Here is a 16,421-nt window from a genome sequence, read left to right as displayed (position 1 = left end):
ATATGTTCTAAAAATCATCTATTACACTACAAAGGGGGATAAGGAATGACTCAATATGTTGACGCTGTAGTGATTGGTGCTGGCTTTTCTGGAATCTATATGACGTATAAATTACACGAAGACGGTTTTTCTGTAAAGACATTTGAAAAGGCAGCTGGAGTTGGTGGCGTGTGGAATGTCGCTAGGTATCCTGGTGCCCGATGTGATTCAGATAGTTTTTATTATAATTTTATGTTCTCAGAGGATTTATATAAAAAGTGGTCTTGGTCTAAAAGGTTTGCTGGTCAAGATGAAATTTTAAGCTATTTGAATTTCGTAGCTGATGAATTAGATGTTAGGCAATATATGCAATTTAATACGGAAGTCAAATCGGCCGTTTGGAATGAAGAACATTCAATGTGGCACATTACAACGGGAAAAGGTGATGAGTTTGCAGCAACTTACTTAATTTCAGGCGTCGGCTGCCTATCCACCTCAAGTATTCCCAACTTTAAAGGGATTGCAGATTTTCAAGGTCAAAGCTACCATACCGGTGAATGGCCACATACTGACGTTAATTTTAAAGGCAAGCGTGTGGGAGTGATTGGCACAGGCTCTAGTGGTGTACAATCGATTCCTGTTATTGCAGAAACTGCGAAAGAAGTCTATGTATTTCAACGAACACCGCAATATTCTGTACCAACTAGAAATCGTTCATTTACGCACGAGGAAGTTGAACAATTTAAAGATGAGTTTCATTCAGCACGAAGAATCATGTTAACCTCACCTTCAGGATTACCCATTCCTAAAGCAACCAAATCCATAGTAGAAACGTCAGAAGAGGAACGCAATACAATCTTAGAAAATGCTTGGGACAAAGGGGGGATGATTTTAAACAATGCATTTAATGATATAACGATTAATGAGAAATCAAATGAGTTAGTATCAGAATTTCTTAGAAATAAAATTCGTGCAAAAATTAAAAATCCTGAAGTTGCTGAAGATCTCCTTCCATATTATTACTACGCAACAAAACGCCCAATCTTAGATACAAACTATCATGATACGTATAACCAAGAACATGTCACATTAGTAAATTTACAACAGCAACCAATTGAGTGTATAACAAAAAACGGAATTAAAACAACGGAAAAAGAATATCCACTAGATCTGATTGTTTTTGCAACTGGTTATGATGCCATGACAGGGACGCTATTGAAACTAGATATAAAAGGACGTAAAGGGCTGTCCCTTAGAGACAAGTGGCAAAATGGGAAAAAAGTTGAGACGTATTTAGGACTTGGCTTAGCAGGATTCCCAAATTTTTTTACGATTACTGGGCCACAAAGTCCTTCTGTTTTAACCAATGTACCGTCAGCCATTGAACAACATGTTGAATGGATATCAGATTGCCTAAAGTACATGCGTCAACATCATCTGAAAACGATTGAGCCAACTGAGGATGCACAAAGGCAATGGAGTAAGGATTGTACAGAGCTTGCCCATAATACGCTATTTACAAAAACAGCGTCCTGGTATACAGGATCTAATATTGATGGAAAGTCACCAGATTTCTTAATTTATTTAGGTGGTTTAGACAATTATCGCCAAATATGTAACAAGGTCTCTCAACAGGGTTACAAAGGATATGTTTTAGGAGTTAATAAAATTCAAGTCTGATTAGGAGGAATGAGCATGGCCAATACTACGTTAGAAATTAATCCGATCGTTCAAGCGTTTTTAAGTGGAACAAAGGAAATGTTCTTAAATGGCAAATGGGTTCCGGCAATTAAGGGGAAAGTGTATGAATCTATTAACCCAACAACGAATGAAATTCTGGCAAAAATCTATGAAGGGGATGAGGAAGATCTCGATGTAGCAGTAAAGGCTGCCAGACGAGCTTTTGAAGGTAGCTGGAAAAATACAGCTCCAAGAGAGAGAGCTAGATTATTAAATAAGCTAGCGGATTTATTAGAAGAAAATTTAGAAGTTATTACGCAACTGGATGCCCTTGATTATGGTGGTACACTTGCAGTTGCAGGTGGCTTTGCAGAGAATGCAGTACATCATGTTCGTTACTATGCTGGTTGGGCAACAAAGCTTTATGGCAATACTCTCGAACTAACTAGTGGTGGAAATATCCATGCATTTACTAAACGTGAACCCCTTGGTGTTTGTGGTCAGATCACCTCATGGAACTTCCCTGCTTTAGTTGCATGTTGGAAGATTGCTGCTCCAATAGCAGCCGGGAATACTGTTGTGATAAAACCTTCACAACAAACATCTTTATCTACTTTATATATTGGTAAATTAATAGAAGAAGCTGGTTTTCCCCCTGGGGTGGTTAATATTGTTACAGGTGCAGGAGGGAAGCTCGGGGAAGCGATTACATCACACCCTGATATCGATAAAATCGGTTTCACAGGCTCAACTAGTGTGGGAAGACGAATTATGGAAAAAGCCTCGAAATCTTTAAAGAAAATCACGCTCGAACTAGGGGGCAAATCGCCAAACATAATCTTTGCAGATGCGGATTTAAACAAAGCGATTCCTGGCGCTATAAAAGCGATCCTCATGAATACAGGGCAAGTGTGTGCGGCAGGCTCACGACTATATATTGAACGTTCTGTTTACGATACGGTCAAGGAGAAGCTTGTTGAAATAGCAGAAAGCTTTGTTTTAGGTGATCCTCTTGATCCAAATGCTCAAATGGGGCCACTCATTTCGAAAAACCAAATAACCACTGTAGAAAAATATGTTGAACTTGCCAAAAAAGATGGAGCTACCATTCTCACCGGGGGGAAACGACCTGATAGTCCAGATCTTCAACAAGGAAACTTCTATTTACCAACAATTATCGAAGGACTTGATGAAAAATGTCAGTCTGTCTATGAGGAGATTTTTGGTCCTGTCCTTTGCATTATGCCTTTTGATTCAATCGAGGAAGTCGTTGAGAGAGCGAATGCTACAGAATATGGACTAGCTTCAGGTGTGTGGACGACAAATATAGAGACAACCCATAAAATGGTTGATTCATTAAATGCTGGTTCTGTTTGGGTCAACGAATATTATTTAACTGATGACAATATCCCATTAACTGGATTTAAGCAAAGTGGAATAGGGTCGGAATTAGGATTAGCAGGTATAGAAGCTTATACAAAAGTAAAAAGTGTTGCCATTAACCATGGATAGGGAGCTGATGTTATGAAGGCATTAGTAATTGAAGGAATAAAAAATGCAATTGTTCAAGAGGTCGCTGACCCTACAATTGATGAGAATGGGGTGATTGTAAAGGTAAAAGCAAATGGCGTTTGCCGTAGTGATTGGCATTACTGGGCAGGAGATATACCGATTACCCAAAAAATATTAGGTCATGAATTTACTGGTGTTGTCGAAGAAGTAGGTAAAAATGTGAAAAACTATAAAAAAGGAGACCGCGTTATCGTTCCTTTCTCTGGTAGTGATGGTACATGTCCTTATTGCCTACAAGGCCACTCTAACCTCTGTCACTCTTCCTTTATTCCGGGTTCGACTTACAATGGGGGGTATGCGGAGTATGTAGGAGTTCCATTGGGTGACCGCAATATTATTCCTTTAGCAGATGAAATTAGTTTTCTAGATGGTGCTGCATTAGGTTGTCGTTTAATGACAGCTTTTCATGGAGTAGTCGATCGAGCAAAAGTGGAACCAGGTGAGTGGGTAGTGGTCTATGGATGTGGAGGAGTGGGCTTAAATGCCATTAATATTGCTGCTTCCATTGGTGCAACCGTCATTGGTGTCGATATTAATCCAAAGAATCTAGAGTTGGCTAAGCAAATGGGAGCACATGTAGTGATTAATAGTAAAGAAGTAGATCCGGTTCATGCAGTGAAGGAAATCACTGGTGGTGGGGCGAATGTATCAATTGATGCCCTTGGTATTGCAGATACATGTTTAAATGGGATTAATAGTTTAGCTAAACGTGGTCGTCACTTGCAAGTTGGAGTGACAACACAGGTTGAAGGCGGAAAGATTGCCTTACCTATTGATCAAATGGTTATGCAAGAAATCCAATTTATCGGAACTTTAGGGATGCCGAATCACCGTTTTGATTCATTACTTCCTTTAGTATTGCAAGGGAAAATAACACCAGGTAAGATGGTAACAGCAGAAATCAGTTTATCAGAAGTAACAAAAATCTTTGAAGAAATGAGCAATTTTAATACATCAGGAACTTACATTGTAACAGAATTCGATAAAAGCACTGTAACAGCATAAAGTAATGGAGCGTCCTAATTTTTAGGATGCTCTTTTCAATTTTTTTAGAAAAATTTTAAATCTTGCAACATGCTAGAATAGTTAATTATAAATGCACATCGAGTGAATGTGGCTATTGCTAGGTGGAAAGAACTGAAAGGAAAGGACTAAAAGAATAATACACAATGGTATGTATATATCGCTTTTTTTTAAAATACGAAAATAATTTGCAGGGTTTCACTACTCAATAGTCGAATGTATGTTCTTAAGAGGTGAAAGTATGAATAATGAAACGTTAGTACAAAACAAAAAAAGTTGGGATAAAGCCGCAGAGCGTTTTTTTGCTAGAAACCCGCTACCTGAATATGGTCCGTTCGCACCTACAGAAGAAGATTTACAGTTATTCGGTGAGGTGAAAGGAAAGAGGATATTGGAATTAGGATGTGGGAGTGGTCATTCAATCAAATATTTAGATGGAAAATCTCCTAGTGAGTTATGGGGGCTTGATTTATCTCATGTGCAAATTCAAACAGCTAAGCACTTATTAGCAGAAAGTAATACATCGATTCAATTATTTGAGTCTCCAATGGAAGAGAATCCTGGTATTCCAAGTGCGTATTTTGATATTGTCTTTTCAATATACGCGATCGGATGGTCGACGGATTTAAGAAAGACATTGGCCAATGTCTTTCAATATTTAAATGATGGTGGTTTATTTATCTTTAGTTGGGAGCACCCACTATATAATAGAATGAGCCACGAAAATGGACAACTCGTTATGACTAAAAGCTATCATGAGGAAGGTGCTTATAATCATCATGCATGGCAGGAACCAGCAACAATGCAACAATATAAATTAAGTACATATATAAATTTACTTATTGCTTCTGGCTTTCATATTGAGCAAATAATCGAAGAGGTCTGTATAACAGAAGAAGATAAAGAAAGACATAGTAATGGCTGGTATTCACCTGATAAAGCTAGTCTATTACCGACTAGCTTTATTATCAAATGTCGTAAGCCAAACATATAGGGTAAACAAAAAAGACTTTCAAACTAGAAATGGAAGTCTTTTTTTATCATGCACATTCAATTATTTTATAGCATTTTTTAATTACGAATAATAATATAAACCAAATAAATAATGTATGCGACAGCGAGAATGAACCCTTCTCTTTTGCCGATTTTAAAACTGGTCCGCGAGAATATAAATAGAACAATCGTTAAGATTATCATAAGAATGACATCAATAAAGACTTTATCATTTACGGCTAATGGTGAGATGGTTGCCGAGGCACCAAGTACAAATAAAATATTAAAAATATTACTACCTACAATATTACCCAAAGCGATTTCGCTCTCTTTTTTTAACGCTGCAGTAATTGAAGTTACTAGCTCCGGTAGAGAGGTCCCTATTGCAACAATTGTTAACCCTACTAATGTTTCACTCATACCGAGGGAGTACGCAATTTCTGTCCCATTGTTAACGACCAAATTCCCACCAAAAATAATGGCCGCCAGACCTAAAATCGAAATGAATATATTTTTACCCCACGTAATGTCTTTAGGAGTAGTTATATTTTCTTTATTCTGCCTACTTTTTAGACCAATTTCAATGACATAGTACAGAAATATAGATAAAAATAATAAAAAGACAAGACCATCACTACGAGTAAGTAAATTACTATCAAAACCCTGTAATGCCACATCACTCATAAGAATGAGCAAAGTAACACTTGCAAGTAATGTGAAAGGGATTTCTTTTTTTATGGTTTCACTTTGTACTTTCAATGGATATAAAAAGGCTGTAACACCGACCACAAGTGTGATATTAAAGATATTGCTTCCAAGTACATTCCCTAGTGAAACATCTGCACTTCCTTCAAGTGCCGCAATAATACTAACAGTAGCCTCAGGTGAACTTGTACCAAATGCCACAATCGTTAACCCAATTAAAATGGGCGGGACTCTTAACAACCTAGCAATATTGGAAGAACCGTCAACAAAAAGATCAGCCCCTTTAATCAATAATGCGAATCCAACAAGTAATAAAATATAAGTCATCATCCACGCTCCCTTTTACATATATGGATACCTACTATTATTTTCTTCCTACACCTGTTTATACCATGAATTTGTTATGGATGTATATTAATTATGTTTGAAAAAATGAAGCGTTTATCATTAATCAATGAAATTTCAAAGCAATGGGAAACAAGCACTAAAAGGTCAAGATAAAGGGAAGCGTGTTCAATTGTTAATAGCTGATGTTGTTTGCACAAACTCTGAGAAGTACTTAATATGTAAAGAAGATGATTTTCCCTGATTGAGGTGCTAACTTGTAGCTTTTACTTAAAACTGATGAATGCATTTTTACATACGTCTAGTATGGAAAGGATAAATAAAAGGGGGACAGGTTTATGTCAATTGTCTCTAGGAAGGAAGCGTAAGGATGAAAAAAATTTTAGTAATAGAGGATGATATTTCACTGAATCAAGGCATTACCCTGAGTTTGAAACAAGATAATTATTCATTTACTCAAGTATATACATTAGAAGAAGCGACTGTTGCTTTACATAAGGATATATATGATTTGATGCTTGTAGATATTAATTTGCCAGATGGAAATGGTGTTGAATGGATTCAAGCTATGATGAAGAATGACTTGTGTCCTTTCATCTTTCTGACAGCAAATGATCTTGAAGTCGATATTGTGAGAGGGTTAGAACTTGGTGCCGATGACTATATAACGAAACCATTCAGTTTAATGATCTTACGGGCAAGAGTTTCAGCGGTGTTCCGTAGACAACAATCTCATCAGAATACAGATATTTATCAAATCGGAAATTTTTATTTCAACTTTGAAAAAATGCAATTTATGAATCAATCACTGCCAATAGAATTAAGCAAGACGGAACAGAAATTGTTGCGCTTATTAATCATCAATAGAGGGCAAACTCTACAACGAGAACTGTTGATAGATAAGGTATGGTTGGATGAATCAGCATTTGTTGAGAAGAATGCTCTTTCGGTTGCTATTAAAAGGCTGAGAGATAAGTTAGGGGTAGAGAATAGAATTGAAACAGTATACGGGATAGGCTACTCATGGAAAAAATAGCTGTTTTGTTGGTGATGATTGTATCTATTATAAGCACATGGCTATTTGGGAAATGGTATTATGAGCGAAAAATGAGCCGAATGTTAAATCGCTTATCTGAGATGATTGAATCAGCTAAGAACGGACAATTCAGAGAGTCGACGTATGATGAGTCAAAATTATCCGCGATAGAATCAAAGATGAGGCAGTATCTCTTAGAAAGTGGGACATCTAAAGAACAGCTTTCAAAAGAACGTGACGAGATAAAGACATTAATATCTGATATAGCCCATCAAACTAAAACACCCATATCCAATATTATGCTTTATGGGCAACTGTTAGATGAAGAAGGCTTATCAGTGAATGGAAAGACTTATATTAATCAATTAAACCATCAAACGACAAAATTAAGCTTTTTAGTACAAGCCTTAGTAAATACCTCGCGATTAGAAACCGGTATGATCCATGTGACGCCAAAACGACAGTTATTGAGACCTTTACTAGAAGATATTATTAAAGATTTGCAGCCCATGTTTAACGAGAAGCAACAAAGTATTCATCTTCAATGTGGGCTAGAACAAGCTAGTTTTGATTATAAATGGACAAAAGAGGCGTTATTAAATATTGTTGATAATGCTAATAAATATACGAAAGAAGCAGGAAAAATAACAATTAAGGTACTTGAATATGATAGCTTCTGTAGGATAGATATCCAGGACTCAGGCATTGGTATAAAAGAATCTGAAATTAACAAGATTTTTATTCGTTTTTTCCGCTCTAAAGAGGTGTATCATATGGAAGGTGTAGGGATTGGCTTGTTTTTGACAAGAGAAATTATTATGCTCCAAGGTGGTTATATTAAAGTTGCCTCTAAGCAAAATCAAGGATCATTGTTTTCAGTTTTTCTTCCAAAATCATAAATACTTTTCATTTCTTTCAATTGTGACAGATTTCAGAAAGAACATAGAAAGATTTAATTTTTACAATCACATTGTTAACAAACAAGTATTTTGGAGGAGAGACATTTGAACATAGTTACAGCAAACGCTTTAAAAAAACTCTATGGTAGTGGAACGAATATTGTCAAAGCATTAGATCATGTTACCTTAGAAATTGAGCATGGAGAATTTGTAACGATAATCGGGACATCAGGTAGTGGGAAATCCACTTTACTCCATATGCTTGGTGGTTTGGATTTTCCAGATTCAGGTGAGGTAATCGTTGATGGTCAATCTTTATTTGCCTTAAGTCCTGATGAATTAACTATTTTTCGCAGACGTAAAATCGGTTTTATTTTTCAACAATTTAATTTAATCCCCGTCCTAAATGTATATGAAAATATTGTTTTGCCAATAGAATTAGATGGTAATCAGGTCGATGAGGAATATGTTCAGGAGATTATTACATTATTAGGGTTGAAGGATAAAGTATACAATCTTCCTCATCAACTTTCAGGAGGACAACAGCAGCGTGTTGCTATAGCAAGAGCACTGGCTACAAAACCGTCCATTATACTTGCAGATGAGCCAACAGGCAACCTGGATAGTAAAACAAGCTTAGACGTCCTTGGCTTATTAAAAGTAACAAGTGAGCGTTTTAAACAGACAATTATCATGATTACACATAACGAAGAAATTGCGCAAATGGCTGATCGCACCATACGAATAGCGGATGGTCAGATCGTAGGTGGTATGGGTTATGCTAAAGGTTAATAATCGAAAGGTCATTCATACATTATCTAAACGTTTACTGAAAGAAAATAAGTCTAGAAATAAAGTAGCATTACTGGCGATTATTTTAACAAGTTTTATGCTGAGTGCCTTGATCCTTTTTGGCATGAATGCTTATCGGTTCAATGAAGTAAATTGGATTCAATCTGCGGGAACAGCAGCTGATGCATATTTAACCAATCCGACAGAATTACAGTTATCTACTTTAGATAAATCATCTTCAGTTGAACGAATAGGTCAAATTACACAAGTTGCAAGTAGTGAAATGGATGATGATTGTATTGAATTAAGTTACTTATCAAAAGAAGCATTTCAAATGAAGCAAGATGCATTATATCCAATAAAGGGAGAATACCCGAAAAAGCAAAATGAAATCATGCTCTCGGTTGAAGCAGTTAACCATTTAACTGGTTCAACACCGAAAAAGGGATTGAAAATTGAATTACCGATTTCTGATGAGCACGGGAATCAGGTTATGCAGGAATTTATTCTTACAGGGTGGTTTACTGATCCACTAGCTTCAAATAATCCTTTAACCAGTATTGGGTTTGTTTCAAAAGCCTACTTAGAAAGTACAAATCACACCATAGAAAATAACGGGTATGCAGATGTTCAGTTTAAAAGAGGAATAACCGCAGAAGATGAAGTAGAACGGTTAGAACAGCAAATAAAAACACTTGATTCTCAAGCATTTGCAACATACTTTAATTTATCTGGATCAAGTGATCAAATGTTGATGCTTGTAGGTATTGGAGTAGTTATCCTCCTTATTATGTTTAGTGGATACTTACTTATTTATAATATCTTTTATCTATCGATTTCACACGATATTCGGTCATATGGACTTTTGAAAACAATTGGAACTACTGCTAAACAGCTTCAACAAATTATTAGAGGACAAGCATTGAGCCTTTCTGTCATTGGTATTCCAATTGGTAGTGCCATAGCTATCGCTTTAGCTTTTGGTTTTGCTTTATATGGCGGCCTACCCCATTTCTTTAGATATTGGCAAGTACAGTTAGTACTCATTATATTAAGTAGTTTCTTCGCATTTATGACTGTTCTTATTAGTGTATGGAAACCAGCCCGAAAGGTTGGGAAGATATCACCAGTAGAAGCAACTCGTTATACAGATATAAAAATTCAAAATAAAAAAACGAAGTTAACAACCCATGGTGGAAAAATAGGGAAAATGGCATGGAGAAACATTTTCCGACATGGTAAAAGGACCACTGTAGTTTTTATGTCCTTATTCTTTGGTTTAACAACATTTTTATCGGTTTTTACAGTTGTTGAAAGCTTGGATATTGAGAATTATGTGTCCAGAACTATGGTAAGCGATATTGAAATGCGCAATAGCTATATGGTTGGTGATGATGGGGAATTTGAACCAATTTACAATTTATCGAGCAAACTAATCAATGAAGTTAAAGCAGTTCCTGGAGTTACTGCTGTTATGCCGCAGTACGAATCTAAATATAAAGCAGAATTTTCGGATGAATTTTCATCTTATTATAATTGGGCTAAGGATAGTATTTCAAAAGCAGATCTGGCAAAGCGATTTGAGGGTGAAATGATTAGCTTAGAAAGTGAGGATTTCGTACGTTTATTTAGTATTCAGACCAGTGAAATAACTAGCAATATAGATTTACCCAAGTCAAATACGGTCTATTTAAGTCAATCAATGGAGGGAACCTATGAGCTTCCAATTCATTTTGATATCACTCATCCAATCTCGGGTAAAGAATATAAAGTTAATTTTGGAGGCTACCTACCAATCTCTCTAAGATCATCCGGAATTAATCACTGGGCACCGACCTTAATAGTACCGGAAAAATTTATGAATACCTTCAATGGTAAAGTTCAACCAGTGATCGGGTCGGTCTATGTGTCCGTCGAAAAAGGAAAAGACAAGGAAGTCCATCAACAAATCCAACAGATATCTGAGAAATACGGTGATTTCCAAATCGAAACAAAAGAAGCCCTACGTGATAATCTGCAGCTATCAAAAATTGCAATCTCACTTATTGGTGGTGGGTTTTCTGTTCTACTTGCCTTAATAGGCATTGTGAACTTTATTAATATCATGTTTACCGGAATAATCAACCGAAAACAAGAGTTATCTGTATTAGAAAGTATTGGCATGACAAGGAAGCAAGTGAATAAGATGGTTGCGATTGAAGGCGCATATTACGCTATGCTTTCCTTGGGATTAGTATGGACATTAGGAAATGGAATAGCTTATGGATTATTCACTTTATTTAATTCAGTCTCAAAATATGCAGTCTATCAGTTCCCAGTCACCCCAATGGTACTTGTGTCATTAGTCGTAGTCATTATTTGTGTGACAGTTCCATTACTAACCTACAAAAAAATGACAAAACAATCAATTACTGAGCGATTGAAGGAAAATATGTATTAAACGTGTCCATCCCTATTGCCATTTGACTGTAAAAGTCTTAAATGAAAAATGAGTTCGGTAGTGTACCGAACTCATTTTACCCAAATGCCTAATAATATAACTGTATCTAACTTATTGATGCCCCTTCGTTTCGGGATGAGATACCATTTTAAATCTTAATATCAACTTTCCCTTTTTCTTTCAAGTCATCAACATGTTGAGCAAGTACTTCTTGTTGTTTTTGCTGTTGAATAGATGCTTTAATTTGTTCTTTTACATCTTCAAGTTTTGGAACTTCTTGATCGGCACCTTCACTTTGTGTTTTTACTTCTTCATACGCTTTTTTGATTTCATCTTCTGATACTTCACCAGTAGGTACTTCTTTTTCAACGTATTGGTTGAATTGAATGCTATCAGCGATTTGTGCTTTTAATTCTTTTTCATCTAATTTAGATTGTTCTAGAGCAGCTGCAAAGGCTTTTTCATCTTCAAACTGACCTTTTGTCTGCTCAAATTGTTCATTGATATCTTCTTCAGAAGCTTTAATCCCTTTTTTATCTGCTTCTTGAAGGATAAGTGCTTGTCCAACAAGGCTATCAATTACTTGAGTCTTCATTTGTTCAGATGTTTCTTTAGTAGTTGGGTCTTGACCCATTTGTTGCATTTGCCCTTGTAGTGTAGTAAGTGTCAAATTATAATCAACACCTAAGATTTTTTCATCATTCACTACAGCAACAGTTGAATCATCCTCAACCATTTGTTCGTCTAATTTCTTCTGCATTTCTTCTTGTTTTTTCTTATCTTCAGCAGATAATTCAGTGTTTTGCCCTTCGTCCTTCTTCTCAGCATCTTTTGCTTCTTCGTCTCCTCCACAAGCGGCTAAGAAAAGCACCATCAAACTTGTCATTAATAAAACTGTCCATTTCTTCATAATCAATCTCCTTCCTGCAAGCAGAATGATTTTTTGATTAAAATCATCTAGTGCGCATTATATAGTATGTTTGGCTAAAAAGAAACCAATAGACCCTCCAATTATAAGATGTAATCAAATTGAAAAATCAATAAAAATTTTAACTATTTACATATGATACCAGCAAAACAAGAGATTAGCCATTCTTTTCATATTAAAGAGGAAAAAATGCCTGTTCTTTTATTACAAAAGTAACAAAAATTATAAGAATTTTCAGAGGGAATATCACATACTTAAACCTAGATAAGATATGATAGAAAGTAGAAGGATAGAGGATATGCAAATTGCTTTCTTTGCGCGACTTGCACCTTTCAACCAACCCCATCTTTTTCTATCCCTATCAAAGTTAAAATAATCAACAGCAATAATTAATAAGAGAAAAGTAATCATACCTAACAAATTCATTGCTAATAGACCTCCTAAGTTAGAATGTATTCTTCTATAATTATATGGAAGGGTTCTACTATCTATGAAGCTTAAGCAAAAGAATGAATGATAAGGCGCAAAATGATATCGAATATTAGTGATGCTTTCATTATTCACGATATATTGCTGACGCGTTTAGTGAATATAATGATTCTTCATCTAGTTCCTTAGATGAAACAATGGCAGAAGGAAAAGAGGCAATAGAAAACGGTGAACAAAGTTTAAACAGCTCTCATCAAGATATGCCAGTAGCCGTGGTCAGTTTTCTAATCTTGACTAACGAGCTCTATTCAAGACGCTAAGATTAAGGAGGAGACAGGATGAATAAAAAAACGAAGATTTGGATGCAGCGTAATGCTCGACCACTTGAATTGGCACGATGGGAATACCTATTTGATGGAGGGTCACGAGAAAGGGTCATTCAGTATTTAGCGTCCTACCAAAACGAAGATGGAGGTTTCGGCAATGGATTGGAACCCGATTTCTGGCTGCCAGATTCTTCGGCTATTGCTACATGGTCAGCGTGCCAACAATTAATAGAAGTGAATGCGACTAAGGATGAAAAGATAGTAAGGAATCTCGTCAACTATTTATTACTTTCTTATAATAGAGAAGCGGAACTTTGGCTCACAGTAACACCAGAACATAACCTTTATCCCCATGCCCCTCATTGGCAATATACAAAAGATGTTCAATCTACGTGGATGTATAATCCATCAGTTGAATTAGCTGCCTATTTGATACATTGGTCGAACGAGGAGAGTGAAGCAAATAAGTTGGGATGGCAAGTAATTGAAAAAGCCTTCACCTATCTGCAGCAAGCGGAAGACATGGGATTTCATGAGATTAATAATTATCAGAAGGCAGCTAACTTATTACAGGACAAAATGGGTGATTCCAAAAAAGTGCTTGCTAAAATCCATCAACTAGCAGAGCGAGCGATGAACAAATTACCAGATACATGGGGGAAAAGTTATGGCGCAACGCCACTAGATTTAATTCATAATAAAGAGGACCTTCTATATCATCAATATCGCAATCTTGTAGAAGAAAATATTGTTTACTTACATAAAACAATTACAACGGAGGGGGTATGGAACCCTTCTTGGGATTGGGGAGACGATCAGTTGAATTTTGCTGTAGCTAAACAACAATGGATAGGCATTATTGCCATTAATAATCAGCAGAAATTACAGATCTTTCAATAAAATCTTTTGCTTCATAGGGGTTGTACATATGAACACGGATAAAAACCAATCCATTCTATCATATATAATGAATCTATTGACTACACTCACTTTCTTACTTATTCTACTAAATGTTTTCCTTCTAAGTAGTGTTGGTTTTGATTTATACGCATGGAAGCAGTCATATCAATCATGGGTTTATCTTTATTGCATCATTTATGCTCTACTCGTTGCTGTGGTTATTGATGGGTTTTCGGTTAAATTAACTTTATCCTTGTCAGCTCAGGCCATCTTTTATACAGTCGCTGGCTTTATAGCTTTCTTTCCTCTTACGGGATTCAGCTTTTTTACCTTTTTCGCAGGTGTTTTCGCTGCATTTATAGCTGTTATCTTTTTCTTTTGCTATAAAATCGTGAAACACTATCATAAAAAGTTATGGGTAATTGTCCTACTTCTTCCCGTGTTAGTTGCCTTATCCACCATAGATTATACAGAGAAGAAAGACTGGCATGAACAAACGTCAGAAAACTCATTTTCTGCTCAATTTACTCATTTTAATGGTATGCACCCTATTCCTATTTCACTTGCTCGTGGTGAAATAGTCTACATAACCATTCAATTTTCACCTGAAAATGAGGGTGGCTATGGTTATTATATTTTAGACGAAAAAAATCAAGATGTGTCTTATCAGATGATAGAGGCAATCGATCAAGACGTGAACAATTTTCGAATCTATTTTACAGCAAATACAACAGGTGAGTATCGTGTTTTCATAACTGGTTCAGATTTAAAGGGGAGAATAAAAGTCAATTGGAAGTGAGGCGATTACTGGGTGAGGTTAAGGCAGATGGCCGTTGCGTTTTTAACCAATCGAAATGGTGAAGTTTTATTATTACAAAAACCTTCCACGCACGCATTTCTTCCAGAGAAACTCGTTCCAATCGGTGGTCATATGGAGCCAGATGAGCTAAATGACCCAGAACGTACGATTATAAGAGAAGTGAAGGAAGAGACTGGACTTATGTTAGATAAACTACAGTTAAAGTATATTGTTCATAGATTAAAAGCAGATGAAAATGAGATAAGGGTTCAATATGTTTTCTTTGCAAACTTAAAGGATAATGTACCGATTACAGGTGAGGAGGGAGAATTGTGCTGGATCAGGATGAAAAATTTGGAAAAAGAAAACGTTTCTGAAACGTCGAGGGCCATTGCCAGTCATTATAATGAACACCTGGAAAATGAATTAATCTATACCGGCACAATGAAATCAGACAACGGCAAACCCACTATTACTTGGAGTGTACTAGAAGATTGGTTGTAGGAAAGGACGGTATACATGACTAAAGAATTCTTGAAAATCTTTGATGAACAATATAACGAAATTGGTATAGCAACAAGAGACGACGCTCACGACAATGGCTATTGGCATGAAGTCTTTCATTGTTGGCTACTAAGTCAGGAAGGAGAAACAGACTACCTCATTTTACAGATCAGAAGTGCGCAAAAGAAAGATTATCCTAATTTGCTAGATATTACTGCTGCAGGGCATTTATTAGCGGATGAAACCATTGAAGATGGAGTTAGGGAAGTAGAGGAAGAGCTAGGCATCAATGTCTCTATAAAACAACTTTCCTCAATTGGTATGCTTCGCTGTGCCATAGAAACCGAAAAGATGAAAGATAGAGAGCATGCACATGTTTTTTTATATCGTGGATTATTCAACTGGGATCAATTTTCTCTTCAAGAAGAAGAAGTAGCCGGCTTGGTTAAAGTGAAATGGACTGATTTTTGCCGATTATGGGTGGGGGAACAAGATACGATTCCTATTATAGATCGATCTATCTTAGATCCTAGGCAAAGTGATGAGCTGAACACTAATATCACTCAAGCACACTTTGTTCCGCATCCGCCTTCGTTTTATCAAGATGTCATCAGACTGATTCAACCATTACTAGTAAAATAAAGGAGGTAGTTGATGGCTTTTAAAATTGAATTATTTGTCATAGACTTGCACCAGTCGATTCATTTTTATCAAGAAATATTAGGATGTAGCCTTATGAAACAAGGGGAGAATAGTGCCTTGTTTAAGAATGAGGATACTTTTCTCTTACTCACAGGAGAATCCATTCTAGACGAGGACCATTACTTCAGAAAAAGGAATTTAGCAAATAAGGGAGTGGGCGTTGAGTTGATTCTAAGTGTGGATGACGTCAATGATCATTACGAGCAAATCACAAAAGTCGCACCAAAAGTCATAGAATCTCCTATTAAACACCAAAGTTGGGGGGCAACTGATTTTAGAGTCATTGACCCAGATGGATATTATATACGGGTAACTTCAAAAGGATAGACCTCCAGTACAGTTGAATATTCGTCTTATAAAAATTTTAGG

General features: G+C 36.2%; 16 protein-coding genes. 13 read left to right on the top strand and 3 right to left on the bottom strand.

Annotated features, from left to right (window positions below; all coding sequences use genetic code 11):
- Positions 1 to 45 precede the first annotated feature (45 nt).
- The 4 genes from U9M49_RS04545 to U9M49_RS04530 all read left to right on the top strand — a co-directional run bounded on the left by U9M49_RS04545 (position 46) and on the right by U9M49_RS04530 (position 5,248).
- Positions 46 to 1,659 (top strand): NAD(P)/FAD-dependent oxidoreductase, encoded by a 1,614-nt coding sequence (locus U9M49_RS04545; protein ID WP_322909376.1) that lies wholly within the window; start codon positions 46 to 48, stop codon positions 1,657 to 1,659.
- Positions 1,660 to 1,674: 15 nt separating this feature from the next.
- A complete protein-coding gene (locus tag U9M49_RS04540; protein WP_095373240.1) occupies positions 1,675 to 3,171 on the top strand; it encodes an aldehyde dehydrogenase family protein in 1,497 nt (498 codons plus the stop codon).
- 12 nt (positions 3,172 to 3,183) lie between these two features.
- Positions 3,184 to 4,236 carry a zinc-binding dehydrogenase gene (locus tag U9M49_RS04535; RefSeq protein ID WP_095373241.1) on the top strand — a complete coding sequence of 351 codons (1,053 nt, stop codon included), beginning with the start codon at positions 3,184 to 3,186 and terminating at the stop codon, positions 4,234 to 4,236.
- Between the two features lie 259 nt (positions 4,237 to 4,495).
- The gene (locus U9M49_RS04530) at positions 4,496 to 5,248 is read left to right on the top strand and encodes a class I SAM-dependent methyltransferase (RefSeq protein WP_322909375.1); all 753 of its coding nucleotides are present in this window, start codon (positions 4,496 to 4,498) and stop codon (positions 5,246 to 5,248) included.
- A gap of 77 nt (positions 5,249 to 5,325) precedes the next feature.
- Here the strand turns inward: U9M49_RS04530 and U9M49_RS04525 are convergent, their stop codons facing one another.
- Positions 5,326 to 6,279 carry a calcium/sodium antiporter gene (locus tag U9M49_RS04525; RefSeq protein ID WP_095373243.1) on the bottom strand — a complete coding sequence of 318 codons (954 nt, stop codon included), beginning with the start codon at positions 6,277 to 6,279 and terminating at the stop codon, positions 5,326 to 5,328.
- 388 nt (positions 6,280 to 6,667) lie between these two features.
- Between U9M49_RS04525 and U9M49_RS04520 the strand changes: the two genes are divergently transcribed.
- The 4 genes from U9M49_RS04520 (at position 6,668) to U9M49_RS04505 (ending at position 11,464) form a co-directional block, all read left to right on the top strand.
- Positions 6,668 to 7,333 carry a response regulator transcription factor gene (locus U9M49_RS04520; RefSeq protein WP_322909374.1) on the top strand — a complete coding sequence of 222 codons (666 nt, stop codon included), beginning with the start codon at positions 6,668 to 6,670 and terminating at the stop codon, positions 7,331 to 7,333.
- Complete coding sequence (locus U9M49_RS04515; protein WP_322909373.1) at positions 7,321 to 8,232, top strand: HAMP domain-containing sensor histidine kinase; 912 nt, start codon at positions 7,321 to 7,323, stop codon at positions 8,230 to 8,232. The genes U9M49_RS04520 and U9M49_RS04515 overlap by 13 nt, the downstream gene beginning before the upstream one ends.
- Positions 8,233 to 8,337: 105 nt before the next feature.
- Positions 8,338 to 9,024: an ABC transporter ATP-binding protein gene (locus tag U9M49_RS04510; RefSeq protein WP_322909372.1), complete on the top strand. Its 687-nt coding sequence runs from the start codon at positions 8,338 to 8,340 to the stop codon at positions 9,022 to 9,024.
- The gene (locus tag U9M49_RS04505) at positions 9,011 to 11,464 is read left to right on the top strand and encodes an ABC transporter permease (protein WP_322909371.1); all 2,454 of its coding nucleotides are present in this window, start codon (positions 9,011 to 9,013) and stop codon (positions 11,462 to 11,464) included. Before U9M49_RS04510 ends, U9M49_RS04505 begins: the two co-directional genes overlap by 14 nt.
- Before the next feature lie 148 nt (positions 11,465 to 11,612).
- On the opposite strand, the gene U9M49_RS04500 is transcribed toward U9M49_RS04505, so the two are convergent.
- Together U9M49_RS04500 and U9M49_RS04495 are read right to left on the bottom strand one after the other, a co-directional pair.
- Positions 11,613 to 12,374 (bottom strand): SurA N-terminal domain-containing protein, encoded by a 762-nt coding sequence (locus tag U9M49_RS04500; RefSeq protein ID WP_224936505.1) that lies wholly within the window; start codon positions 12,372 to 12,374, stop codon positions 11,613 to 11,615.
- Between the two features lie 264 nt (positions 12,375 to 12,638).
- Complete coding sequence (locus tag U9M49_RS04495) at positions 12,639 to 12,818, bottom strand: hypothetical protein (protein ID WP_322909370.1); 180 nt, start codon at positions 12,816 to 12,818, stop codon at positions 12,639 to 12,641.
- Between the two features lie 341 nt (positions 12,819 to 13,159).
- Here U9M49_RS04495 and U9M49_RS04490 point away from each other — a divergent pair, with 341 nt between their 5' ends.
- Genes U9M49_RS04490 through U9M49_RS04470 form a run of 5 tightly spaced genes read left to right on the top strand, consistent with a single transcriptional unit; the run spans position 13,160 to position 16,379 of the window.
- Positions 13,160 to 14,047: a hypothetical protein gene (locus U9M49_RS04490; RefSeq protein ID WP_322909369.1), complete on the top strand. Its 888-nt coding sequence runs from the start codon at positions 13,160 to 13,162 to the stop codon at positions 14,045 to 14,047.
- Between the two features lie 28 nt (positions 14,048 to 14,075).
- On the top strand, positions 14,076 to 14,846 hold the full coding sequence (locus tag U9M49_RS04485; protein WP_322909368.1) for a hypothetical protein: 771 nt from the start codon (positions 14,076 to 14,078) through the stop codon (positions 14,844 to 14,846).
- A 27-nt stretch (positions 14,847 to 14,873) separates the two neighbouring features.
- Positions 14,874 to 15,350 (top strand): NUDIX domain-containing protein, encoded by a 477-nt coding sequence (locus U9M49_RS04480; RefSeq protein ID WP_322909367.1) that lies wholly within the window; start codon positions 14,874 to 14,876, stop codon positions 15,348 to 15,350.
- Between the two features lie 15 nt (positions 15,351 to 15,365).
- Entirely contained in the window at positions 15,366 to 15,992 is a 627-nt protein-coding gene (locus U9M49_RS04475) for an NUDIX hydrolase (RefSeq protein WP_322909366.1), read from the top strand.
- A gap of 12 nt (positions 15,993 to 16,004) precedes the next feature.
- Complete coding sequence (locus U9M49_RS04470; protein WP_289433786.1) at positions 16,005 to 16,379, top strand: VOC family protein; 375 nt, start codon at positions 16,005 to 16,007, stop codon at positions 16,377 to 16,379.
- Positions 16,380 to 16,421: the final 42 nt, after the last annotated feature.

Origin of the sequence: Cytobacillus sp. OWB-43 (assembly GCF_034651445.1) — a bacterium.
GTDB classification, from domain to species: domain Bacteria; phylum Bacillota; class Bacilli; order Bacillales; family Cytobacillaceae; genus Cytobacillus; species Cytobacillus kochii.
The sequence above is the reverse complement of the archived record's forward strand: the minus strand, read 5'-3'. Positions and strand labels throughout refer to the sequence as shown.

Bases quoted from the DNA above. Each gene is read 5' to 3' on its own strand.
- U9M49_RS04545 (WP_322909376.1), top strand. From the start codon at position 46: ATGACTCAATATGTTGACGCTGTAGTGATTGGTGCTGGCTTTTCTGGA.
- U9M49_RS04540 (WP_095373240.1), top strand. From the start codon at position 1,675: ATGGCCAATACTACGTTAGAAATTAATCCGATCGTTCAAGCGTTTTTA.
- U9M49_RS04535 (WP_095373241.1), top strand. From the start codon at position 3,184: ATGAAGGCATTAGTAATTGAAGGAATAAAAAATGCAATTGTTCAAGAG.
- U9M49_RS04530 (WP_322909375.1), top strand. From the start codon at position 4,496: ATGAATAATGAAACGTTAGTACAAAACAAAAAAAGTTGGGATAAAGCC.
- U9M49_RS04525 (WP_095373243.1), bottom strand. From the start codon at position 6,279: ATGACTTATATTTTATTACTTGTTGGATTCGCATTATTGATTAAAGGG.
- U9M49_RS04520 (WP_322909374.1), top strand. From the start codon at position 6,668: ATGAAAAAAATTTTAGTAATAGAGGATGATATTTCACTGAATCAAGGC.
- U9M49_RS04515 (WP_322909373.1), top strand. From the start codon at position 7,321: ATGGAAAAAATAGCTGTTTTGTTGGTGATGATTGTATCTATTATAAGC.
- U9M49_RS04505 (WP_322909371.1), top strand. From the start codon at position 9,011: ATGCTAAAGGTTAATAATCGAAAGGTCATTCATACATTATCTAAACGT.
- U9M49_RS04500 (WP_224936505.1), bottom strand. From the start codon at position 12,374: ATGAAGAAATGGACAGTTTTATTAATGACAAGTTTGATGGTGCTTTTC.
- U9M49_RS04495 (WP_322909370.1), bottom strand. From the start codon at position 12,818: ATGAATTTGTTAGGTATGATTACTTTTCTCTTATTAATTATTGCTGTT.
- U9M49_RS04490 (WP_322909369.1), top strand. From the start codon at position 13,160: ATGAATAAAAAAACGAAGATTTGGATGCAGCGTAATGCTCGACCACTT.
- U9M49_RS04485 (WP_322909368.1), top strand. From the start codon at position 14,076: ATGAACACGGATAAAAACCAATCCATTCTATCATATATAATGAATCTA.
- U9M49_RS04480 (WP_322909367.1), top strand. From the start codon at position 14,874: ATGGCCGTTGCGTTTTTAACCAATCGAAATGGTGAAGTTTTATTATTA.
- U9M49_RS04475 (WP_322909366.1), top strand. From the start codon at position 15,366: ATGACTAAAGAATTCTTGAAAATCTTTGATGAACAATATAACGAAATT.
- U9M49_RS04470 (WP_289433786.1), top strand. From the start codon at position 16,005: ATGGCTTTTAAAATTGAATTATTTGTCATAGACTTGCACCAGTCGATT.